The organism is Pseudomonas sp. S3_B11 (assembly GCF_054667715.1).
On sequence record NZ_CP162749.1, the window covers coordinates 1994204 to 2019265 of the forward strand.

At 64.0% G+C, this 25062-nt stretch carries 9 protein-coding genes; 8 read left to right on the top strand and 1 reads right to left on the bottom strand.

All coding sequences use genetic code 11. The features are described 5' to 3' along the window. The first annotated feature begins 8 nt into the window (after positions 1-8). From gspK to AB4O22_RS09315, 8 genes are all read left to right on the top strand, one after another. On the top strand, positions 9-995 hold the full coding sequence (gene gspK / locus AB4O22_RS09280) for a type II secretion system minor pseudopilin GspK (RefSeq protein WP_223472267.1): 987 nt from the start codon (positions 9-11) through the stop codon (positions 993-995). Next, entirely contained in the window at positions 992-2164 is a 1173-nt protein-coding gene (gene gspL, locus AB4O22_RS09285; RefSeq protein WP_460096159.1) for a type II secretion system protein GspL, read from the top strand. The genes gspK and gspL overlap by 4 nt, the downstream gene beginning before the upstream one ends. Further along, positions 2157-2735, top strand: coding sequence for a type II secretion system protein GspM (gene gspM, locus AB4O22_RS09290; RefSeq protein WP_223472265.1), 579 nt, complete (start codon positions 2157-2159; stop codon positions 2733-2735). Before gspL ends, gspM begins: the two co-directional genes overlap by 8 nt. Beyond that, complete coding sequence (gene gspD, locus AB4O22_RS09295; RefSeq protein ID WP_223472264.1) at positions 2732-5092, top strand: type II secretion system secretin GspD; 2361 nt, start codon at positions 2732-2734, stop codon at positions 5090-5092. Before gspM ends, gspD begins: the two co-directional genes overlap by 4 nt. Positions 5093-5231: 139 nt before the next feature. Next, a complete protein-coding gene (gene gspE, locus AB4O22_RS09300) occupies positions 5232-6650 on the top strand; it encodes a type II secretion system ATPase GspE (protein ID WP_223472263.1) in 1419 nt (472 codons plus the stop codon). Beyond that, positions 6650-7861: a type II secretion system inner membrane protein GspF gene (gene gspF, locus AB4O22_RS09305; RefSeq protein WP_223472262.1), complete on the top strand. Its 1212-nt coding sequence runs from the start codon at positions 6650-6652 to the stop codon at positions 7859-7861. Before gspE ends, gspF begins: the two co-directional genes overlap by 1 nt. 396 nt (positions 7862-8257) lie before the next feature. Continuing rightward, entirely contained in the window at positions 8258-9433 is a 1176-nt protein-coding gene (locus AB4O22_RS09310) for a substrate-binding domain-containing protein (RefSeq protein ID WP_060613926.1), read from the top strand. Positions 9434-9644: 211 nt separating this feature from the next. After that, positions 9645-22268, top strand: a complete 12624-nt coding sequence (locus AB4O22_RS09315; RefSeq protein WP_460096162.1) for a filamentous haemagglutinin family protein — start codon at positions 9645-9647, stop codon at positions 22266-22268. 148 nt (positions 22269-22416) lie between these two features. Here AB4O22_RS09315 and AB4O22_RS09320 read toward each other — a convergent pair whose 3' ends face one another. Further along, entirely contained in the window at positions 22417-24990 is a 2574-nt protein-coding gene (locus tag AB4O22_RS09320) for a bifunctional diguanylate cyclase/phosphodiesterase (protein ID WP_460096163.1), read from the bottom strand. Between the last annotated feature and the right edge of the window lie 72 nt (positions 24991-25062).

Below are 25062 nucleotides of genomic sequence, written 5' to 3' on the forward strand. Positions count from 1 at the left end.
GGGCCGTGATGCAGACGGATTCGCCCCTCGCGGCGAAGCAGCGCGGCATGGCGGTCATCAGTGCCTTGCTGATCGCTGCCGTGGTGGCGGTCATCGCCGGCGGCATGCTGACCCGCCAGACCCTGTTCACCCGCAGCCTGGAGGCCGAGCAGTTGCGCGTCCAGGGCACGGCGCGGTTGCAGGGTGGCCTGCAACTGAGTCGCCAGTTGCTCTGGGACGCCCGCCAGCGCGATCCGCTGACGCGCTTTGGCCAACCCTGGGCCAAACCCATCGTGATGCCGGGCTCGGGCCAGGTCGACACGCCGTTCGAAGGCCAGCTGGAAGATGAGCAAGGCAAGTTCAACCTGCGCAATCTCGTCGCCAATGAGCGTGTGGATGAAGAACAAGTGCGCGCCTTCGAACGCTTGTGCCAGCAGTTGGGTGTGGCCGCGACGGTTCGCACACGCATCGTCGAAAGGGTGGTCGAGGCCTATCCGCGCCTGTTGAATCCGCCGCGGGTGGGCCAGGCGCCAAAGGCCAACACCTTTAACAGCGGCCGCGAAACCTCGCCACAGGCCGACAACACGCCGCAGGCACCGACGCGCCCGATGCTGCGCACCTTGCAAGACTTGCGCAGCGTCAAGGGCGTCAATGCGCGGTTGCTGGAAACACTGGCGCCTTACGTGACGATCCTGCCGACCAACACCTGGCTCAACGGCAACACTGCCAGTGCCCCGGTGCTGGCCGCCTACGTGCCGGGACTGTCGCTGCAACGGGCCGAGGCACTGGTCAGGGAACGCGACGGTGGCCACTGGTTTATCAATCGTGGGGATTTCGTCAATCGCCTGCGCATGCCGGAGCTGGACACCGCCAGCGTCAAGGTTGGCATCACCAGCGACTGGTTTCTCCTGCGAGGCCAGGCACGCAGCGGACAGCGGCGGGTCGAACTGGAGGCGTTGCTGCAACGCACCGAGGACCGCTTGCCCCAGGTGATCTGGTCAAGGGTGGGCGTATGACGCGCTTGCGCATCGCCCTGGCGCCGCTGGGCAGTCTGGATCTCGACAGTGAGGTGGCATTTGCCTGGCTGGATCGCCAGGGCCAGGTTCGTGAGCAGGGCCGCAGCAGCCTCCGGGTGTTGGGCCAAGGCGGTAAGACTATTTCTGTGGAGTGCTTCCTTCATCCCCGCGACAGCCTGTTGACTCGCCTGGAGTTACCGTCGTTGCCAGCGGCCAAGATCACCGCCGCAGTGACGTGCGCAGCCCAGGCCCTGATGCTCGGTGCCAGCGAACACATGCAGGTGGCCCACAGTCCGCGCGGCGTCGACGGGCAGGTGCAGATCGCCTGGCTGGACCGTGAATCCCTCGCCACGCTGGGCCGGCTTGTGCACCAGGCTGGCATGAAGCTGCGTGGCCTCTATCCGGCGGCCTACACCTTGCCGGTGCTGTCGGGGCCGGTGGCCTGTATCGAGGACGGCCACCTGCTGGTGCGCCATGACCTGCAGCACGCCGTGGTGCAACCGTTGCAGGAGGAGGCGCTGGACGAATGGCTGCTGGAAACGGGGCCTGGGTTGCACTGGGTGGGCGAGGCGCCGCCGCAATCTTCGATCAGCACCTTGGCCGAAACCCAACGCTGGATGGGTGCTGCGCCAGGTTGGGGGCTGCATGCCGGCCTTGCACGCAACGCGGCCGAGCGCGGCGGTTGGGGCCGGGCGGCGGCGATCTGCGCGACAGCGCTGGCGGTATGGGTGATCGGGCTGAACCTCTACGCCGCCCGCGAAGCGGCCCAGGGCCAACGGCTCAAGGCGCAGATGAGCCACCGGGTGAAGCAGGCGTTTCCCGAGTTGCCGGTGATTCTCAACCCGCTGCAACAGGCGCGCCAGCAAATCGCGGCGCGCCAGAGCGGTGCGGCGACCGACCCGGCCCAACGCTTTGCCAGCCTGGTGCAGCAGGCGGGCAGTGCCATGCCGTTCATGAGCGGCAATGTCCAGGCGCTGGTATTCGAGAACGGTGAGTTGCGCCTGAATGTCGTGGCCGAGGCGCAGAAAACCACTGCCGAAGAGGATTGGAAAATTCCCCTGGTCCAGGCCGGCATTGACGTCGCTGCCATCGATCAGGGTTGGACCCTGCGTGTGGCTCCGGCCGGCCAGGGCAGCTCCGACGAAACTCCGGACGCCGAAGATGAATAAGCAATCTCTGGCCCTGGCGTGGGGGCGCTGGCAAGCCTGTCGCACGCGTTTGCGCACGTTCTGGCAGGGGCTGGCAGTGCGCGAGCAAGCCGCCGTGGCCCTGGCTGCGCTGTTGTTGGGCGGCTGCCTGGTCTGGCTCGCACTGATCCAGCCACCGCTCAAGACCATCGCCTACTGGCAAGCCGAAACCCCGAAGCTGCGTTCACAGACCGAAGCCCTCGAAGTGCTGTTGCGTGACGTCGCAGGGCTTGCGCCCGACCAGCCTCTTGAAGCGGCCTTGCGCCAGAGCCTGGACGCCAGCGGCTTGAGCGAGCACTACCAACTGCGAGCGCCCGACGCCGAGCGCCCCAACGCCTGGCAGCTCACGTTCGACCAGGCTCCGGCAGAGGCGGTGATCAGCTGGCTATTGGGCAACCCACGGCAATTCTCCCTGGAAGTGATCGAGGCCCGTTTGCAGCGCACCGCCCTTGCCAATCCCGACAACCACGACAACGACACCGACAACACCGCCGGCACACTGTCCGGAACCGTTCGCATGGATCAGGCGCAAGGCGCTAAGGAAGCTTCATGAAAGGGGCCAGATACCCACGTCATTGGCGCAAGGCTGCACCGCTGTTGTTGCTCGCGTTGAGTGCGTGCAACAGCACGCCACCCGCGTCGCAGCCGCCGTTGCTGGTGGACAGCGAGTTGGGTATTCCATTGGGGAGTACCCAGCGCAGTGGCGATGCATTACTCGATCGCCAGCGGGCCCAGGACCTGCGTGAACATAAGCCCGCGGTGCGGCACCAGGTCGACCTTACCGCCCGTGCCCGTGAGCCGCGCAGCAATGCGCCGGCGCGCACACCCTTGGGCGATCAACCGGTGACGCTGAATTTCGTCGAGGCCGATATCCAGGCGGTAGTGCGGGCCTTGTCCCGTTCCACCGGCCAACAGTTCCTGGTAGACCCGCGCGTCAAGGGCAACCTGACGCTGGTGTCCGAAGGCCAGGTGCCGGCCCACCAGGCCTACGACATGCTGCTGGCCGCGCTGCGCATGCAAGGCTTCAGCGTGGTCGACGTCGGCGGCGTGGCCCAGGTGGTGCCGGAGGCCGATGCCAAGCTGCTGGGTGGACCGATCTACAGCGCCGACAAACCGGCCGGCAACGGCATGCTGACCCGCACCTTCCGCCTGCAATATGAAAACGCGGTGAACCTGATCCCGGTGCTGCGCCCGATCGTGTCGCCGAACAACCCGATCAATGCCTACCCGGGCAACAACACCATTGTCGTCACCGATTACGCCGAAAACCTGTCGCGGGTCGCGCAACTCATCGAAGGCATCGACACCCCGAGCGCCATCGACACCGACGTGGTGCCGATCCACAACGGCATCGCCGTCGACATCGCGCAAATGGTCTCCGACCTGCTGGAAACCCAGGGCGGCGACCAGACCCAGAAGATCAATGTGATTGGCGATCCGCGCTCCAACTCCATCATCATCCGCGCCGGCAGCCCCGAACGCACGGAGCTGGCGCGCAACCTGATCTACAAACTCGACAACGCCCAGAACAACCCGAGCAACCTGCATGTGGTGTACCTGCGCAATGCCCAGGCCGGCAAACTGGCCCAGGCCCTGCGCGGATTGCTCACCGGGGAAAGCGAAGGCGAGGGCAGCGACAACTCGCGTTCGGTGCTCAGCGGCATGGGCGGCAACACCAATGGCCAGAGCGGGCAGAGCAGCAGTGGCGATGGCTCCAGCAGCACCACCGGCGGCAGTGCGTCGACCAGCGGCAACGGCTACGCCCAGGGCAGCAACAGCACGACCTCCGCTTCGCCGAAAAACGAACAGGGCACTGCCTTCAGCGCTGGCGGCGTGACCATCCAGGCCGACGCCACCACCAACACCTTGCTGATCTCCGCGCCAGACCCGCTGTACCGCAACCTGCGGGAAGTCATCGACCTGCTGGACCAGCGTCGCGCCCAGGTGGTGATCGAGAGCCTGATCGTCGAGGTCGGCGAGGACGACGCCAGCGAATTCGGCGTGCAATGGCAGACCGGCAACCTCGGTGGCAGCGGCGTGATCGGCGGGGTCAATCTCGGCGGCACGGGGCTCAATCTCAATGGCAAGACCAGCATCGACGTGCTGCCCCAGGGCCTGAACCTGGGAGTGGTCAACGGCACGGTGGACATTCCCGGTATCGGCAAGATTCTTGACCTCAAGGTCCTGGCCCGGGCCTTGAAGAGCAAGGGTGGCACCAATGTGTTGTCGACACCGAACCTGCTGACCCTGGACAACGAAGCAGCGAGCATTTTTGTCGGCCAGACCATTCCCTTTGTCAGCGGTAGCTACGTCACCGGCGGAGGCGGCACCAGCAACAACCCGTTCCAGACCGTGACCCGCGAGGAGGTGGGTTTGAAGCTCAATGTCCGGCCGCAGATTTCCGAAGGCGGGACGGTCAAGCTCGATATCTATCAGGAAGTCAGCAGCGTCGACAATCGCGCCTCGAGCACCACGGGTATCGTTACCAACAAGCGCGCCATCGACACCAGCATCCTGCTCGACGACGGGCAGATCATGGTCCTTGGCGGGCTGCTGCAGGATGGCTACAGCCAGAGCAATGACGCGGTGCCATGGTTGTCGACGATCCCGGGGATTGGCGCGCTGTTTCGCAACGAGCGTCGGCAGATCACCAAGACCAACCTGATGGTGTTCCTGCGGCCCTACATCATCCGCGACACGGCGGCGGGCCGCGGCATCACCCTCAACCGCTACGACTTCATGCGCCGCGCCCAGGGCCTGCTGCAACCGGAGCGCAGCTGGGCACTGCCGGACATGCAAGCCCCGCAACTACCGGCCTCGGCCCGGGCCATCCCCGGGGCTGCGCCGGTGAGCTTGCAGACACCCAGGGCGGTGATCAAGGCGGTGCCCGTCGAAGGAGGCACCCGCTGATGAACACCAACCCTGTGGGAGCGAGCCTGCTCGCGATGACGGCGCCCCGATCGATAGCCATGCAGGCTGACACACCGCTATCGCGAGCAGGTTCGCTCCCACAGGGGGCGTGTGTGTGTCTTGGGCCTGGGGGGGCAACATGAACACCCTCCCATACGCCTGGGCCAAGGCCCAACGCCTGGTGTTGCGCCAGTCCGAAGAAGGGGCGGTGCTGATGGTGTGTCCGTCCACGCCGGGCTGGTCCATCAGTGAAGTGCGCCGCCAGTTTGGCGAGGTGCGGTTGGAGCGGGTGCGCGACGAGGAGCTCGATGGGCTGCTCAACAGCGCCTATGCCGACACCGGCAGCGCCGCCGCAGTCGTGGGGGCGGCGGAAAACGAAGTCGACCTCGACCGGCTGATGCAGGACATCCCCGAGATCACCGACCTGCTGGACACCCAGGACGGTGCGCCGGTGATTCGCATGATCAACGCCTTGCTGACCCAGGCCGCGCGGGACGAGGCCAGCGACATCCACATCGAACCCTACGAGAGCCATTCGGTGGTGCGCTACCGCGTCGACGGCACCCTGCGCGATGTGGTTTCGCCGCGCAAGGCTCTGCACGGCGCGCTGGTGTCGCGGATCAAGATCATGGCCCAGCTCGACATCGCCGAAAAACGCCTGCCCCAGGACGGGCGCATCGCCCTGCGCGTCGCCGGGCGACCGATCGATATCCGCGTCTCGACGGTGCCCACCGGCCACGGCGAACGGGTGGTGATGCGCCTGCTGGACAAGCAGGCCGGACGCCTGCAACTGGAAACGTTGGGGATGGACTCGGACGTGCTGGGCAAGCTCGATCACCTGATTCGCCAGCCCCACGGCATCGTCCTGGTCACCGGCCCCACCGGCAGCGGCAAGACCACCAGTCTCTACGCCGCCCTGGCTCGGCTGGACGCCAGCGTCCACAACATCCTCACGGTGGAAGACCCGGTGGAATACGACCTGCCGGGCATCAGCCAGATCCAGGTCAACGCCAAGATCGACATGACTTTCGCCCTGGCTCTGCGGGCGATCCTGCGCCAGGACCCGGACATCATCATGATCGGCGAAATCCGCGACCTGGAAACCGCGCAAATCGCCGTGCAAGCCTCCCTCACCGGGCACCTGGTGCTGGCGACGCTGCACACCAACGATGCGGTGTCGGCCGTCAACCGCTTGATCGACATGGGCGTCGAGCCGTTCCTGCTGGCCTCATCGATGCTCGGCGTACTCGCCCAGCGTCTGGTGCGCAGGTTGTGCCCGCAGTGCAAACAGCCGGATCCGGCCACGCCCGGCGCCTGGCGGCCGGTGGGTTGCCCGACCTGTAACCAGACCGGCTACAGCGGCCGCACCGGCATCCATGAATTGTTCTGCATTGACGATGACATCCGCATGATGATCCACCAGGGGGCAGGGGAGCAGGCACTGCGCGCCGCTGCCCGCCGAGCGGGGATGTTCAGCATGCGCGAGGACGGCGAGCGCTGGGTGCGCAGTGGCACCACGGCCCCTGAAGAAATCTTGCGCGTAACACGGGACGCCTGATGAATCGCTACCGTTTCGAGGCCGCCGACGCCCAGGGCAAGATCGAATCCGGACACTTGGAAGCCGACAGCCAGGGGGCGGCCTTCAACCTGTTGCGCAGCCGTGGGCTGACGGCATTGCAGGTGCAGGTTGAGCGCAATACGCCGCCAGCCAACGGCGGTGGCTTGTTCAGCGCCAAGCTTTCGGACAACGACCTGGCCTGGGCCACCCGGCAACTGGCGAGCCTGCTGGGCGCAAGCCTGCCGTTGGAAGCGGCGTTGAGCGCCACGGTGGAACAGGCCGAGCGCAAGCACATCGCCCAGACCCTGAGCGCGGTGCGCGCCGATGTGCGCAGCGGCATGCGCCTGGCCGAGGCCCTGGCGGCGCGGCCACGGGATTTTCCGGAAATCTACCGGGCGTTGATTGCCGCCGGTGAAGAGTCCGGTGACCTGGCCCAGGTGATGGAGCGGTTGGCGGACTACATCGAGGAACGCAATAACCTGCGGGGCAAGATTCTCACGGCGTTCATCTACCCCGGGGTGGTGGGGCTGGTGTCGATCGCCATCGTGATTTTCCTCCTCAGCTATGTGGTGCCGCAGGTGGTCAGTGCGTTCTCCCAGGCCCGGCAAGACCTGCCCGCGCTGACGGTGGCGATGCTCACCGCCAGTGATTTCATTCGTGCCTGGGGTTGGTTGTGTTTTGGCGTGCTGGCCGGTGGCTACTGGAGTTGGCGCATGTACTTGCGCAAACCGGCGGCACGGTTGAACTGGCACGCGCGGGTGCTGCGCCTGCCGCTGATCGGGCGTTTTGTACTGGGCCTCAACACCGCGCGTTTTGCCTCGACCCTGGCGATTCTCGGCGGAGCCGGGGTGCCGTTGCTGCGGGCGCTGGAGGCCGCGCGCCAGACGCTGTCCAACGATCGCCTGAGCCAGAGTGTCAGCGAGGCCACGGCCAAGGTCCGCGAAGGCGTCAACCTGGCGGCGGCGCTGCGGGTGGAAAAAGTCTTCCCGCCGGTGCTGATCCATCTGATCGCCAGCGGCGAGAAAACCGGCTGCCTGCCACCGATGCTCGAACGCGCCGCGCAAACCCTGTCCCGAGACATCGAACGCCGGGCGATGGGCATGACTGCGCTGCTGGAGCCGTTGATGATCGTGGTCATGGGCGGCGTGGTGCTGGTGATCGTCATGGCGGTGTTGTTGCCGATTATCGAGATCAATCAGTTGGTTCAGTAAATCCACACACCTCTTGGCAGGCACGGCCCCTGTGGCGATCAGCCAGTTATTTTTGCCGTGCCGCAACACCTCCCGACCCTCGCCAGCGCCAAACTCGGGTTCCTCGTTCTGTCATCTTCAGCCGCCCGGCAACCGTGCGCCGCCACCTCCACGGCCAGCCCTCGCCATCCCCCTGGAAAATCCGCCTGAACCCACGGCGCAGAGCCCTCGAACACCCGAGGAAAAAACTCGAAAAACAGCCCCCAGCTCCCGAGGTTTTTTCCTTTATCTGTCACCGGAAACTGCGAATTTCTAACCCATGGCCTCACCCCATCGCCATCGGCACAGGACCGAGCGCCATGACGGCAAGCACGCGTCACCCAACCTACGTACGAACACGATGAAAGGAGATTCTTCATGTTTAAGCGCAACGTTCTCGCGGTATCCCTGACCCTCGCCGGCCTCTGCGCCGCTCAGGCCGCCATGGCTGATGTCAACGGCGGTGGTGCTACCTTGCCTCAGCCGCTGTACCAGACCTCCGGCGTACTGACTGCCGGTTTTGCCCCTTACATCGGCGTGGGCAGCGGTGCTGGCAAGTCGGCTTTCCTGACCAACGACTACACCAAGTTCGTGCCTGGCGACACCAGCGGCAAGAAAGTGCACTGGGCTGGTAGCGACTCCAAGCTCAGCGCCACTGAATTGAGCACCTACGTCAGCGCCCATGGCGCCGCCTGGGGTCCATTGATCCAGGTGCCTTCGGTTGCTACTTCGGTTGCCATTCCGTTCAACAAGACCGGCACCGCCAACGTCGATCTGAGCGTCAACCAACTGTGCGGCGTGTTCTCCGGCCGTCTGACCGACTGGAGCCAGATCACTGGTTCGGGCCGTACCGGCGCGATCACCGTGGTTTACCGTGCCGAGAGCAGCGGCACCTCCGAGCTGTTCACCCGCTTCCTGAACGCCAAGTGCGCTGAAACCGGCACCTTTGCCATCACCACCAACTTCGCTTCCAGCTACAGTGGTGGTCTGCCAGCCAGCGCCGTATCCGCTACTGGCAGCCAGGCTGTAATGACAGCGTTGAACGCTGCCCAAGGTCGTATCACCTACATGAGCCCGGATTACGCCGCTACCACCCTGGCCGGTCTGGACGACGCCACCAAGGTTGCTCGCGTTGCCGGCGTTTCCCCAGCGCCAGCCAACGTATCGGCCGCTATCGCTCTTGTTCCAGTACCCGCCGCCGCCAACCGCGCCGACCCGAACGCCTGGGTGCCGGTGTTCGCCGCAACCACTAACGCTAACGACCCAAGTGTCGTGGCTTACCCAACCAGCGGCTATCCGATCCTGGGCTTCACAAACGTGATCTTCAGCCAGTGCTACGCCAACGCCGCCCAAAGCACCCAAGTGCGTGATTTCTTCACCCGTCACTACGGGGCAGTTGCTGCCAACAACAACGACGCCGCTATCACCGCGAACCGCTTCGTGCCGCTGCCAACGACCTGGAAAAACGCCATCCGTGGCAGCTTCCTGACCACTACCAGCGCTCAAAGCATCGGCAACACCAACGTCTGCAACGGCATCGGTCGTCCGCTGTAACACCACGCCTGAGCGACACGAAGTAGCAATCAGCAACGACGTAAGTCGTTGCTGATTTTTTGCGTAATACCCGTACAACACAGCCACATGAAATTTTCATGACATCCGTTCGGTCCCGAGCGGCTGTAACCGCCTATCCCCTATAACCAACGCTGGCAGCTTGATAGCACTGCGTTGCGCCCCTTAGAGCGAACCCGAAAGGATGAGTAGGATGCTGCGCTGCAAACCCCAGACGAACCTGAATGCTCCACGTCGCGATGGCGAGTTGTCGATGTTGCGGCTCAAGCCGCTGGCCCAGGCCATTGCCCTGCTGATGGTGGCCGGCAATGCCCACGCAGCGACGGCGTTCAGTTCGGCCTGGTTTGCCGCCAAGGGCGCGTCCCAGGCCGGTGGCGCGGCGCGGCCTACGACCGCGCAACCAGGCATGCCGCCGCCCCTGGCGCAGCAGCAACGGGCCAATGCGCAGTTGCAGCGTTCGCTGACCAACCTCAACAACACCGTAGCCGCCATCGCCGCCCAGCAGGCGGCCCAGGCAGCGGGGCGGCAAGCCGCGCTCGGGCAGGTACAGGTTGTGCCCGACGGCTTGGGCGAGGGCGGGCTCAAGGTCGATAACAGCCTGACCCAGGGCTGGCTCAACGCCAAGGGCCCGCAGCAGACCCAGGCCGGTGGCAAGACCACGGTGAAGATCGAACAGACCGCCGACAAGGCGATTCTCAACTGGGAAACCTTCAACGTCGGGCGCAATACCACGGTGGATTTCCAGCAGCAGTCGGACTGGGCCGTGCTCAACCGGGTCAACGACCCCCGGGCGCGACCGAGCCAGATTCAGGGCCAGATCAAGGGCAACGGCACGGTAATGCTGGTCAACCGCAACGGCATCATTTTCAGCGGCAGCAGCCAGGTCAACGTACGTAACCTGGCGGCGGTGGCGGCCAACATCAGCGATGAGCAATTCAGCAAGCGCGGCTTGTATGTCGATGCCACTGGCAGCCAGCCGACCTTCACTGACGCGGCGGGCAAGGTTGAAGTGCAGCAGGGCGCACTGATCGAAACCCACCGCGCCGCTACCTCTACGGCCGGTGGTGGTTATGCCTTGCTGCTGGGTACCGAAGTGGAGAACGCCGGCTCCATCATCACCGCCAAGGGCCAGACGACGCTGGCAGCTGGCGACAGTTTTTATATCCGTCGCGGCCAGGGCACCAGCGGTAACGCACGGTCCACCACCCGTGGTAACGAGGTTGCAACCTCCCTCAAAACCGGCAGCACTGCCGGTACGGTGATCAACAGCGGCCTGATCCAGGCCAGCACCGGCGACATCACCCTTACCGGGCACAATGTGCAGCAGAACGGCGTGGCGGTGACGAGCAGTTCAGTGGACATCCGCGGCACCGTGCACCTGCTCAACGCCTCGAGCGACAGCAGCGGCAGCGTGATCCTGGGGCAGGGCAGCGCCACGGCGGTGTTGCTCGATGCTGCCGGCGGCAGTGCCCTGGACAGCCAGCGCAATGCCGGACCGGCCGGCTTGGATGGCACGCCGAACAACCTGATCACCGGTCGGTTCAACAACCTCAGCAGCGTGGTCGACCGCACCGATCAGTCGCGGGTCGAGATCGTCAGTGGTGGCAGCGTCGACTTCCAGAGCGGCTCCATCACCCTGGCCACCGGCGGTCAGGTCGCGGTCAGCGCCGCCGGTCGCAGCCTGGTGCGCGACGGTGCGGTGATCGATGTCTCCGGCGCCATCGGCGTCAAGGTGGCAATGGAGTCCAACTCCATCAAGGTCAACGTGCAGGGCAACGAACAGCGCGACGCACCGGTCAACCGCGAGGATGGCAAGCTGACCAACAACGATGTATGGGTGGACGTGCGCGACTTGATCTACGTGCCGGCGGGCACCAACGGCTACGCCACCGACCGTTGGTACACGGCGGGTGGGCTGTTGGAAGTCGGCGGCTATTTGGGGACCCGAGGCCACAGCGCCGGTGAGTGGGCTGCTCAAGGCGGCACCCTGACGTTCACCGGCAACGACGTGGTGACCCAGCAAGCGGCGCAGTTGAACCTGTCCGGCGGTACCCTGGATGTGCAGAGCGGCTACCTGCGTCAGTCCTGGCTCAAGGGCCCCAATGGGCGTTTGTATGACTTGTCCAAGGCGCCGGGAGACATCCTCTACACCGGCGTCTACAAAGGCTACGAAGACCACAGCCAGCGCTGGGGCCAGACTGATTACTACTACAACCCGCTGATCGCCCCACGACAGCGCTTTGAAGCTGGCTACACCGTCGGCCGCGATGCCGGCAAACTGGTGGTGTCGACCCGCAACGCGGTGCTGGAAGGCCAGATTGTCGGCGAGGTCTACCAGGGCGAACGCCAGACCCAGGCACCCAATCTCAATCTCGACGGCTACCAGCAATCGCAAAACGCCGTGGCCCGACGGGCGCAATTGTGGGTGGGCAGCTACACGCCGATCTATGACAAGACCAGCGGTGTGATCAACAGCGCCTTGAACCCCACGCTCGATCAGATCACCGTCGGCAAGGTGGCCGACAAGATTGCTGCGGGCCTTGACCTGACCTCGGTGGTTGGCACTGATCGGCAAGGCAAATTGGTTCTGGATAACGATCTGCTCAACGGCTTCCAGCTCGGTGCGGTCAAGATGGCGGCGCTTGAGGGCATCAAGGTCGATGGCGAGCTCAAGGTGGCCGATGGCGGCGACATCACGCTTTATGCATCACAGGTCGAGGTGAATGCCGACCTGACGGCCCGCAGCGGTCGCATTGTGCTGGGTAACGTGCTTAAACAGGTCAGAACCGATAATTTCCAGATGGGCGATGTCGTGCTTTCGCCCGTCACCGGTCAGCGTGCTGTGGTCACGTTGGGCGAGGGCGTGACGTTGAACGCCGCTGGCCGGTGGAGCAACCTGCTGCTTGACGGCAACGACCGTCAGGGCTTGCCATTCATCAATGGCGGCACCGTGTCTGTGCGCAGCGGCGGCGATATCGACGTGGGCCAGGGCAGCCTGATCGACGTCAGCTCCGGCGCCGCGGTCATGGCCGATGGCAAGACCCGCGGCGGCAAGGGCGGTGACTTGACCCTGACCGCCGGTCTAAGCGCGTCGTCCGGTAACGGCGCCTTGAACTTGGACGGTGAACTGCGCGGCACCGGGGTGAGCGGTGGCGGGACCTTGAAGCTGGCGGCCAATAAAGTGCTGATCGGCAACAGTGTCGAGCCCCTCGAATCTGACATCTTGCAACTGGGCAGCGACTTCTTCGACAAGGGCTTCTCGGCCTATGACATCACCGGTAACGAAGGTCTGACCGTGGTCGATGGGACCCGGGTCGATGTGACGATGCCGGTGTACCGCTTTGGCGAGCAGGCGTTGAGCACCGGCAGCGGCGCAGAAGCGGCTGATGCGTTGCAGCGCTGGACGCCGCAGCTGTACCAGGAAGATGCGATCAAAGGCGTCCTCTCCCAGCGTCGCGGCGCGAGTTTGAGCCTCACTGCCGGCACCGAGAACGCCAGCGCCGCCGACATGGCCAGCACGGTGTTGAACCTGGGCAAGGGCAGTGTGATCAGCGTCGATCCGGGCCAGGGGATCGATGTTCGCAGCATCGGCCAACTGACCGCCAACGGTACCCTCAATGCGTGGGGTGGGCGGGTCAGTCTCAACGGGTTGAGCGTCACTGGTGCGGGCGAAGGGGTCAATGCCCAGGGTCACGGTCGTTCCATTTGGTTGGGCGAACAGGCGCTGATCGACGTCTCCAGTCGCGCCGTGACTGCCCAGGATATGCGCGGCCAGACCTACGGTCTGGTGCGCGATGGCGGGCAGATTGTCATCGGTGGCCAGATCGATGCCGCGAAAGGATCGGCTGCAGCGTCCGAATTGTTTGTGGTGGTGCGCGACGGTGCGCGTTTGCAAGCGGATGGCAGCCAGGCCGTGCTGGATATTCCAGGCCAGGGACGTACCTCGGTGGCGAGCAGCGGCGGCAGTATTTCCCTGGCATCGGCCAATGGTCTGTACCTGGACGGCGACTTCAGCGCTCGTTCGGGTGGCACAGGGGCTGCAGGCGGCAGTTTGTCGGTGGCCCTGGAAACGCCGTATTACCGCAACGATGCGGTCAGTGACCGGGTCTTGCAAGTGCGTGAGCTGGTGCTGGGGCAAAACGCCCAGGCGACCCTGCTGGGCGACACGGCCGAGACCTCGGCGGACTCACTGGTCTACGGTCACGGTCGCTTAGGCGCGGATCAGGTGCAGTCGGGCGGCTTCGACAGCCTTGCCTTGTTGAGCAATGGCCTGTTGAGCGTCGATGGCGACGTGTCACTGTCTCTGGGCCAAAGCCTGAGTCTGTATGCCCGCAGCTTTGTAACGAGTGCAAACGCGCCAGCCAATACCCGGGTCCAGCTCAATGCCTCCCATGTACTGCTGTCCGGGCCTGCGGCTGGTCGGCCGAATCCGGACGGGTATACCCGGCCAGCGGTCGAGGGCGGCGGTGTATCGCTGTTGGCAAACAAGGCAAAGTTTTCCGTTAACGCAGACCTGCTGGATGTGCAGGGCAGTGTGATATTTAGCGGCAAAGGCATGCTGAGGCAGGCAGACGGCCGTACCGTCGAGCTGGAGCGCGCCGGTTTCGACCGGGTCCAGCTAAGCAGTCAGGGTGATTTACGATTCCTGGCCGGATTCTCTGGCGCCTATATGCCCGAAGGCTTCACTACCCAATTGCTGACCCCTTCGGACATGATCTTGCAAGCGGCGCAGTTGTATCCCGCGACCGGGGTCGGCGCACGGATATTGGCAGGATATGGCTGGGGCACTGAACCCGGTAGCGGCATGATTCTCTATGATCCGGCGCGTAGCCTGGTCATCGGACGCACCACACAGGTAGCACCTCAAGTGCCTTATTCGGTGTTCGGTCGCTTGCAACTGGGTAGCGCCAAGATCGAACAAGGTGGTGTTGTCCGTGCACCTTTGGGGTTGCTTGAAGTCGGTACAAACGACAGCTTGGCGGGTGTATCGGCCCGAGTAGACTTGTTGCCGGGCAGCCTGACCTCGGTCAGCGGCCTGGGGTTGGTGCTGCCTTATGGTGGCACTGTCGATGGACAGAGCTATCAGTACGCTGGAAAGAAGGTTGTGTTGCTAGGGCAAGGAGCGGCTACCGGAAATGGTGACCTGAGTATCGGCGTGATTCTCGGCGGTAAGTCGGTGGCGGCCCAGGAAGGCTCGGTGCTCGATCTCTCTGGTGGCGGTGAACTGCTTGGCGCCGGTTTTATCTCTGGCCGAGGCGGTTCCACCGATGCGCGCTTCAACCCGCTGGTACAAATCGGCGCCAATGGCGGTTTCACCTTGCCGGGGCTGTCCAGCAATCCGGTCTACGCCATCGTGCCGGGCAATCGGAGCCAATACGCGCCGGTCGCCCCCGAAGGTGGAGCAGTGGATCCCAGGGTAGGTCAGCAAATTACCATTGGCGCCGGTGTGCCAGGGCTCGCCGCCGGTACCTATACCCTGATGCCATCCACCTACGCCTTGCTGCCGGGAGCGTTCCGGGTCGAGGTCAACGGTTTGGCGGGGCAAGGCTCCACTTCAAGCGCGCAACAGATGCGCAACGGTTCCTGGACCACCGCCGGGGTGCTGTCGGTGGCCAATACCGGGCAGCGCAACAGTTTGTCCAGCCAAGTCATCCTGACCTCGGGAGATGTGCTGCGTCGCTACTCCCAATACAACGAAACCAGCTACGCCCAGTTCGCCGTGGCCGACGCCGCGCGTTCGGGCGTTCCCAGGGCTTTGTTGCCGGTCGATGCCAAGACGTTGAAGTTGAACCTTACAAAGGGTACCGCAGATCAGGCTTTCTCCTTCAAAGGCATCGGCAAGTTCGCGCCTCAGAGCGGGGGGTACGGCGGCACCGTCGCGGTGGTCGCCAGCAATGGTACCGCGCTGGAGGTGGTCGCCGAAGGGCGGGGGGCTACGGCCGGCTTCGAGGGCGTAACCCTTAATGCCGAAAGCCTCAATGCGTTGAATGCCTCACGCCAAGTGATCGGCGGCCAGTTTTCGGTGCTCTATGGCCAAGGTGGCAACTACATCACGCCGCAAAGGGTCTCCCGCAGTGTCGCGCTGCGTGAAGGTGCGACCCTGTCGGCGCCTGAGGTATTCCTCCTGGCCGACGGCGGCGAGCTGTTGGTGGAACAAGGCGCAGCCATCAACACCATCGGACGGGGCAAGGCCGCTTACGATGCCCGTGATGGTTTTATCTATAACCTCAATGTGACGTTCCAAAACTACAGCTTGCTGGCTGCCTCCAATGGCTTGCTCAGTGTATTGGCCCCTCTGTCAGGCACCACCGGCACAGTCAACATCGGTGGATGCAGCCTGACGCCGTGCAGCGGCGTGACCCGGATTCACTCCGAAGGCAGCATCGTTGCTGCGTCCGGCAGCAGCCTGGCGTTGGACGACCAGGTGCGGTACGGCACCCGTCACCTGACCCTGGCCCTGAGCAACATCAACGTCGGCACCGCCCAGGCCCTGAGCAACGCGGCGACGCGCCAGGTCCTGCCTGCCGGTCTGACCTTGAGCCAGACCGTGCTCGATCGCCTGTTGCGTGGAGACACCGAATACGGCGCACCGGCCCTGGAGACCCTGGAACTGTCAGCCAGCCAGGCACTGAACTTCTATGGCACCGTCAGCCTCGACACCTATGACCCAACAACCGGTAAGTCACGCCTGAACAACCTGATGCTCAGTACCCCGGCCATCTATGGCGCCGGCAGCGCCAGTGACGTGGCGACCATCCGTACCGCGAACCTGATCTGGAACGGTGCTGTCGGCGCGCCGGGTTCGGTGATTGCCGGTGGGGCCGGCACCGGTGCCGGTCGCCTGGATATCCAGGCCCAACGCATCGAATTCGGCTATGGCGAGTTCGCCCAGCCGAGCTCCATCACTACCCTGGATCGTCTGGCGCTGGGCTTCGCCAACGTCAACCTCAGTGCCAGCGAGCGCCTGACCGCCAACCACAAGGGCAGCCTGGCGGTGTATCAGAGCCAAGGGGCCTATGACGCAAAAACGGGCTATGCCTACGGCGGCGGCAACCTGAATATCCTCACGCCATTGCTCACTGGAGAGGCCGGTTCGGTGAACCGCATCACGGCGGGTGGGGCGATCAATGTAACCGGCACGACCGCCAAGCCGGGCGCTGTCTCCGGGCTCGGGGGCGAGTTGTCCCTCAAGGGCGCGAGCCTCAACCTCGCCAGCGCGGTGATGCTGCCCAGCGGCAAGCTGACGCTGAGCGCGACGGATGACCTGACCCTGGTCGATGAGGCGCTGATCGACGTGGCGGGCCGCACCGTCACCTTCAACGATGTGACACGCTACAGTGCCGGTGGTGAGGTGATTCTGCAAAGCCTGAACGGCAACATCCGCCAGGCTGATGGTTCAAGCATTGATCTCTCGGCCCGCAACAACCAGGCTGGCCGGCTCAGTGCCGTGGCCCTGGACGAGGGTGCCGGGATCGTCGATTTGCAGGGGCGGATTCTCGGCAGCAGCACGGGCGAATATGACGCTGGCGGCACCGCCATGCCGTACCTGGCCGGCGGCGTGGAAATCCAGGCCCAGCGCCTGGGCGGCAGCGGCAACCTCAGCGAGCAGTTCGCGGCCTTGAACCAACGATTGAACGACGGACAGGTGTTCGGCTCCCGTGGCTTCCAGCTCAAACAGGGCGACCTGGTGATCGGCAACGAACTCAAGGCCTCGACCATCAGCGTGTCGGTCGACAACGGAAACCTGTTGGTCAATGGCAAGGTAGACGCCAGCGGCGAACGGGTCGGCAGCATCCGGCTCGCCGCCGGGCGCTCCCTGACGCTGGGCAGCAACGCGGTGCTCGATGCCCATGGCAATCGTCTGCGTGTAGACAGCTACGGCAAGATTATCGACTCACCGAACCGCGCCATGGTCGACCTGACCTCCCGGGGCGGCGTGCTGACAGTGGCCGACGGTGCGCGCATCGATCTGCGCCATGGCACCGCAGCGCCTGCGGGGCAGCATGATGGTCGCGCTCGCGGCACCCTGGAACTCAATGCCCGGCGCGCCGGGCCAGATGCCACCCATGGTGACATCGCCATCGACGCCAGCGGGAACCTGGATATCCAGGGCGCTCGCTCGATTGCCGTCAACGGTATGTGGCAGTACAGCGATGCCGACTATGGCAGCGATCCGGCGGCAAGTGGCCGTCCTTATCAGGTCATCGACCAGGCCTACCTGGATGGCAAGCATCTGGACAGCATCGCCTTCATCAACGCGGCACTGACCAACAGCGATTTGATGCAACGTAAACTCGCCGGCCTGAACAACGCCCGTTATGCCGATGCATTCCACCTGCGGCCTGGTGTGGAGATCGTCAGCGCCACCGCCGACGGCGACCTGGTGGTGCAGGGAGACCTGGACCTGTCCCGTTATCGCTACGCCAGTGTGAACCCGCATACGCAGAAAACCGACATATACGGTTCCGGCGAGGCCGGTGCGCTGACCTTGCGCGCCGGTGGCGACTTGAGCATCTACGGCAGCATCAACGACGGTTTCGCGCCGCCGCCGCCCACGCAGGATGACAAAGGCTGGGTGCTGCTGCCCGGCATCGATTTCACCGGTGGCGACATCGTCGTCCCCGGTGCCGGCGTGACGCTGGCCGACGGTACGGCGTTCCCGGCGGGAACCACGCTCAACTACGACTTGCCGATCAAAGATGTGACCCTGGCTGCCGGCACCCGGTTGCCAGTGGCGGCGATCCTGAAGCAACCCCTGGAACTGCCGGCTGGCACGGTATTGGCGGCAGCGGTGCACGACGCCTCCGGTAACCTGCTGTTTGCCGCGGGCACTTTGCTGAGCCGGGCCCAGACCCTCGAAGCCGGCTCGCAGTTGGGTGCTGGCAGCGTGTTGAGCGGTGCCGCCGAATTGCGCGGCTTCACCTGGCCCAAGGGCGTTGCGCTGCCCAACGTGGCAAACGCGGGCAATGCGCAGACCAATATCCTCAAGCTAGAAGGTAGCCTGGTCTTGAATCGCGGTTCACTGATTCCGTCAGGGACTGATGTGAAGTTGCCGGACGGTGTCGAATCAGTGCAGTTTCGTCCAGAGGTCGCGGGCAGCGACGGCCGGATGTGGGCCATCGCTCCGATGCTCGCTGAAGGCTCCCAGTCCTGGTCGCTGAGACTGGTCGCCGGGGCCGACACGACGGCTGCAGACAGCCGGATCGTCCGGCCTGAACCCGTCCATGGCGACTTGCGTCTCGCCGACAGCCATTACGGTATGTTCGGTGTGCTCGTGCCTGGAAAGGGCAGCCTGATATGGACCGAAGCGGGCGTAGAGGACATGTTGAACAACGGAATCACGGTCGAACTGGGACAGCCTGTCGACGAAACCATCTTTCGCGATATTTTCGGTTACGAATCGGCCGAGGCTTTTTGTGCCGATTTCGGTGGCAATTGCACGCTCCAGTCTTCTTACAAATGGACCAAGTCAGCAGAGGAGCAATTGGCAAATTCCGGCTTCGAGGTCAAGGCAGGCGAGTTGATCAGCCAAGCAGCTGCGCAGTTTTTCAAGTTCGACTCGGTCCAGTCGCTCTGCGACGCGGTACCGGAAATTTGTACCCCCGCTGACGGAGAGTATAAACCGGTTGCCGGCAGTGTCCGTCCAAGTGTCATCCGCACCGGAGTCGGTGACCTGGAGCTGCTAAGCGGTGGCAGCCTGCGCATGGATTCGTTGTTCGGCATCTATACCGCTGGCACCTCGTCGGGACCGACGTTCCCGGGCGACCCCTACAACCAGCCCAAGGCCCTGGGCAGCAACGATGCGGTGCTCAACGACGCTGATGGCAGCAATGAGAAACTGGTCGATGGCGGCACTGAAAGTCTCTATCGCGCCTGGTATCCGGATGCGGGCGGCAACCTGTTGCTTAAGGTCGGCGGTGATCTCAGCGGCAACTTGACCGCGCCTGCCACCCCTAACGGGCGTCCGAACCCCGCCGACAAGGGCCAGGATTCGGTCAATGTTGGCAATTGGCTCTGGCGCCAGGGCAATGGTAATTCGTTGAACGGCCAGCCGACGGCCTGGTGGATCAATTTCGGCAGCTATACCGCGTCGACAGAGCTTGGGGGCGCTGATCAGATGGCCGGTTTCACCGGCTTCGGGACCCTGGGCGGCGGTGATCTGGATGTACAGGTGGATGGAGACGCGGGTGTATTGAACCAACTCACCGGCAGCGATTTCAGCGCAAACATTAACCCTCGCAGCCAGGGGTTGCTGTTGGCGGTGGGCAGCACCGGCCGCGTGGGCGCCGATGGCAGCCTGCAACTGACCGGCGGCGGTGATCTCAATCTGCGTGTGGGTGGTGCTTTGAATCCCGAGGGCCTGTTCGTGAGCGGGCATCTCAACGGCGCGGTCATCAACCTGCGGGGGCACGCGCAGATTGACAGCGGCGCCATCGGTCGAATCGATCTTCAATACGGCAATGCTGTCGCAGCACAGTCCCCAGGAGAAACGCGGGCCTACAACTCCTTCAAATCCACACGAGGGTTTGCGACCGGCGGCCTGACCCTCATGCCGGGCGATGCTACCTTCGATCTGACGACTTCAGGCGACCTTGTGGTGATGGACGTCGCCGATCCGGGGCGGGCGCCGATGATGAGTGCCTCACGCTTCAAGGACGGTAACACCAACGGATCGGGCCTGAGTTGGTTCACGCTGTGGACGGCCAATACTGCGGTCGACTTGTGGTCGTCGGGAGGTAACCTGACACCTTTCACCTTCAGTACCGCAACGGATCTGGCGGTCGTCTATCCGTCGATCCTGAGGGCTGTGGCAGCCAGTGGCAGTCTTTATTACGGGAAGTCCTCGCAACTGTATGACACAGGCTATAAAGGCGACAATCGCCCAGCCCTGCTGCTCGCTCCCGGCATCAACAGTGAGCTGCAATTCATGGCCGGCGACTCCATCTACGGTGGCGACATGTCGGTCAGTCGCTCCGGTGCCGCATCGACTGCCTTGGCGACGCCGTTGCGACCAGCCTTTGTCGGTATCGTCGATGGTTTCATCATAAAGGCCAGCAATCTCTCAGCCGATGGCAACCTCGCTCGCCCTGATGCGAACATATTGCCTCTGTTTGCCTTCGACACCAGCAGCGCTTCCAGCGAATGGGCCCTCAATGTCGATCCTGCTCGCTTCTATGCGCTTGAAGGTGACTTGCTGGCAGTCGCCACTGGACGGTCGATGACATCAGTCTCCACGGGCAGATGGCCGGGGCGAATCGCCTACGAAGGCGCCGGACCTGTACGGATGATGGCTGGGCGAGACATTGTCAGCAGCGGCATACCGCTGGGCGGGTCTCTGAACGAGAACTCCGACGTGGGTAATTACACCAGCACCGGCAACCTCTTCATCCACAACAACCCCACCGACATCTCCATCGTGTCAGCCGGGCGCGACATCCTTTACAGCACCTTCAACGTCGCCGGCCCCGGCCTGCTTGAAATCACCGCCGGGCGCAATATCCTGATGGACGACAAGGTCAGCATCACCAGTATCGGCGCGGTGGTGCCAGGGGATTCGCGTCCTGGGGCGAGCCTGGTGCTGCAAGCCGGCGCGGGCCTCAATGGCGCGGATTACGAGCGCTTCGTCAAGGCCTACCTGGACCCGGCCAACCAGGCTTTGGCCGGTGTGCCCCTGGCGAACCAGGACGGCAAGGTCGCCAAGACCTACGAGGCGGAACTGGTGGATTGGCTCAAGGAACGCTTCGGCTTCAGCGGCGACACCGAGCAGGCCCGCAACTTCTTCGCGGCACTGCCGGCGGAGCAGCAGCGGGTGTTTGCCCGCGACGTGTACTTTGCCGAGCTCAAGGCCGGTGGTCGGGAGTACAACGAAGCCGGCGGCGTGCGCCAGGGCAGCTACCTGCGCGGGCGGGAGGCTATCGACTTGTTGTTCCCAAGCAAGGATGTGGCGGGCAACGCGATCACCTACAAGGGTGACATCACGATGTTCGGCGGGGCGGGTGTGCACACCGATTTCGGCGGCAGTATCCAAATGCTCACCCCGGGCGGCGGGCAAACATTCGGCATCGAGGGCAATGCGCCGCCGTCCACCGCCGGGGTCATCACCCAGGGCGAGGGCGATATCCAGTTGTATGCGCAGAACAGCATCCTGCTGGGCCAGAGCCGGATCATGACCACCTTTGGTGGCTCGATCCTCGGCTGGTCGGCCCAGGGCGACATCAACGCCGGTCGTGGTTCGAAGACCACCGTGGTGTACACGCCGCCCAAGCGCTTGTACGACACCTGGGGCAACGTGACGCTGTCGCCGTCGGTGCCGAGTACCGGTGCCGGTATCGCCACCCTCAACCCGATTGCCGAAGTGGCGCCGGGGGATATCGACCTGATCGCGCCGTTGGGCACCATCGATGCGGGCGAGGCGGGGATCCGGGTGTCGGGCAACGTCAACATCGCAGCGTTGACCGTGGTGAACGCAGCCAACATCCAGACCCAGGGCAAATCCACCGGCGTGCCGCTGGCGGCCTCGGTGAACACCGGGGCCATTACCTCGGCCAGTTCGGCGGCGTCTTCGGCTACGCAGGCCGCTGAAGACGTGGCGCGTCAGCAACAGAACGCGGCGCGGCAGAACCAGGCGTCGGTGTTTACCGTGCAGGTGGTGAGCTTTGGCTCCGAGCAACTGGCCCCGTCCCGCGACGGCGCCAGCCGCGAAGCGCCTCGGGCCTACGACCCGGCCAGCCCGGTGCAGGTCCTGGGCGCAGGGCCTTTGGATGAACAGAGCCGTCAGCGGCTGACTGAGGAGGAGCGGGGGCGGTTGAGTTTGTAAGAGACCGAGCTTGCAGTGAGGTTGGCTGTGCTGGCCTCATCGCGAGCAAGCTCGCTCCCACAATAGGTCCAGCGGTGCGCATAGCTCATGAACACCCCACAGATCCCTGTGGGAGCGAGCTTGCTCGCGATAGCGGTGGGGAGGTGGGTTACAGCCACCTCGGCATGGTGAAGAACGAGGCCATTTCCGAGCGGGCCAGGGCCGCGCCGAAGTAGGGGCCTTGGACATGGTCGCAGGACACGTTGCGCAGCTGGCTGAATTGCCGCGCGTTCTCGATGCCTTCTGCGGTGACCATCAGCCCTACGCTGCGGCTCAATCGGATCATCGCCAGGACGCCCTCCTTGTCATCCTCCAGACCCAGCTGCGTGAGGATGTTGCGATCGAAGCGGATGCCGTCGAACGGCTGGTCCAGTACTTCGCGCAGGGAGGCGATGCTGGTGCCGAACTTGTCGATGTTGATCCGCACGCCGAGGTCCTTGAGCGCATGGAGGGTGCTGGCCACGGTCTTGTGGTCGGCCAGCAGGACACCTTCGGCCACTTCCAGGGTCAGCCGGTGGGGCGCCAGGCCGCTCGTTTCGAGGGCTTCCTGCACCTGGTTGAGCAGGAAGCTGCTGTTGAACCACCGGGGTGAAACCGCGATGGAAACATTGACGGCGCTCGGCCAGGTGGCGGCCTCTTCACAGACGTTGATCAGCATCCAGGTGCCCAGTTCTTCAAGCTGGCCCGAGGTTTCGGCCACCGGTATGAAATCGGCCCCACCCAGCTCGCCTTTCTCGGGATGGTGCCAGAAGGTCTGGGCTTCGAAACCGTGCAGTTGCTCGGCGCTCACATCGAAGCGAGGCAAGTAGCGCAGTTCCAGTTGATCCCGTTGCATGGCGTCGCGCAGTTGCTGTTCGTATCGCCGCCGGTCGCGGGCCAGGTTGCCCATGGCTTCCACGTACACGCGCCAGGTGTTGCGGCCGGCTGCCTTGGCCGCATACAAGGCGATGTCGGCGTGGCGCAGCAGTTCATCGGCACGTTCGTCACCGGGCTGCGACCAGGCGACACCGATGCTCACCCCCAGGTACAGCGTGTTGCCGTCCAGGTGCATGGGCCGTTGCATGCAATCGATCAGCCGGGCACAGAGTTGATCGAGATCGCTGGCATCGCCCGGGTCGGGCATGACAATGACAAACTCATCACCGCCCAGACGTGCCACCAGATCGGTGCCACGGACGTTTTGCTGGAGGATATGCGCCACTTCCTTGAGCACTTTATCGCCCACGGCATGGCCCAGGGAGTCGTTGACCGGCTTGAACCGGTCCATGTCCAGGTTCAGCAGCGCCAGGGGCGGGCGGTCAGGTCGGTCCAGGTGTTCGCGCAGGCAGTCGAACAAGCGGTTGCGGTTGGCCAGCCCGGTCAGTGGGTCATGCAGGGACAGGTGCTTGATCTGGGCCAGAGCCCTCAGTTCGTCGGTGATATCGGTGGCGGTGCCGCGAAAACCCAGGGCACCTGCCTCGATGGCCCGTACCGACAGTTTGCAGGTGCGGATGCGCTGGTTGCGCGCGGTGTACTCGCACAGTAGCGGCGCCGAGGAAACGCTGTTGGCCCCGCCGAGCAGCCATTGGGCAATCGAGATCGAGCCGCCATGGGGGTGAAGCAGCCGGTGCAGCGGTTTGCCCAGCCACTCCGTGGGACTGAAGCCGGTCACCTGGTCGAAGCGTTCCGACAGATAGGTCAGGGTCCCGGTCGAATCGACCTCCCACAACCAGTCGGATGAGACTTCGGCAATGTCGCGGAAACGTTCCTCACTGCGTTCCAGCGCTTTGCGGTGGGCCAGCAGGCTGGCGTACTGGCGTTCCTGGGCGCGGAGCATGGCCAAGGCATGGCGCAGAACGGCCAGGGCCAGAATCCCCAGTACCAGTAACGCCACGGCCAGCAACGGCAGGAGGAATTTGCGCAGGTCCTGGCCCGGGGTCTGCGGCCGCCAGGCCAAGGCCTCCTGGGTCAGCTCGTCGAGCTGCAACTGGGCCGTATCGGCTGGGCCCGGTGTCCTGGCGATATGGGCATCGGGCAGGGCGAAGTCCCGCGCCAGGTTTTCCAGGGCTCCGGGATCAAGGACCTTGACGAAGAGCATCAGGCTGGGCGGGCCGGGGATTTCGGGCACGCTGCTGTCCGTGCCGACGGTGATGGCGGACGCGGCGACAAACGCAGGGGCGTCCTCGTGATGGAGCATCTCGACCACCACTTCCTCGTGATTTTCCGCGGCGCTGGCTTTTTTCAACAGCGCTCGCAAGTCGCCGGCCAGCCAGGTATCGGCATCGACCTCACTCATCTGGCCATCGATCACCGAATAGACAGTCTGGCCGGTTGGCGAAATGACAAACACCGCCTGGTAGCCATAGAGCGAAAACACGCTGCTGCCGACGTTTTCCTGGTCATAGGCCCATTCCTTGTCCACGCTGGCATGCAGGTGCCGGTAGGCGTCGCTCCACTTGGAGTAGTCGCTCAGGTCCCGTCCGATACCTTTGCGGATCCCCTCGATGGCCCGCTGGGCGAAAAACAGGCTCTGTTCACGGGCGCGGCGGTCCTGGTCGCCGGTGATGTTGAGCAGCACGGCGATCGCCAGTGCAGACATGACAAACAGCAGGAGCATGATGGCCGGAAAAGTGCGACGGGTGAAACTTCGGGTTGGCGAACCCGGGGAAAGGACAGTCGAGTCATTGCCTGCAATTTCAATCATAAAAATAAGTCATCAGCCAAAAAGCGATTTCATCCGCACCTGTCTTATATCGGCTGGTGGGCTGATTTACTT

Bases quoted from the DNA above. Each gene is read 5' to 3' on its own strand.
- gspK (WP_223472267.1), top strand. From the start codon at position 9: ATGCAGACGGATTCGCCCCTCGCGGCGAAGCAGCGCGGCATGGCGGTC.
- gspL (WP_460096159.1), top strand. From the start codon at position 992: ATGACGCGCTTGCGCATCGCCCTGGCGCCGCTGGGCAGTCTGGATCTC.
- gspM (WP_223472265.1), top strand. From the start codon at position 2,157: ATGAATAAGCAATCTCTGGCCCTGGCGTGGGGGCGCTGGCAAGCCTGT.
- gspD (WP_223472264.1), top strand. From the start codon at position 2,732: ATGAAAGGGGCCAGATACCCACGTCATTGGCGCAAGGCTGCACCGCTG.
- gspE (WP_223472263.1), top strand. From the start codon at position 5,232: ATGAACACCCTCCCATACGCCTGGGCCAAGGCCCAACGCCTGGTGTTG.
- gspF (WP_223472262.1), top strand. From the start codon at position 6,650: ATGAATCGCTACCGTTTCGAGGCCGCCGACGCCCAGGGCAAGATCGAA.
- AB4O22_RS09310 (WP_060613926.1), top strand. From the start codon at position 8,258: ATGTTTAAGCGCAACGTTCTCGCGGTATCCCTGACCCTCGCCGGCCTC.
- AB4O22_RS09315 (WP_460096162.1), top strand. From the start codon at position 9,645: ATGCTGCGCTGCAAACCCCAGACGAACCTGAATGCTCCACGTCGCGAT.
- AB4O22_RS09320 (WP_460096163.1), bottom strand. From the start codon at position 24,990: ATGATTGAAATTGCAGGCAATGACTCGACTGTCCTTTCCCCGGGTTCG.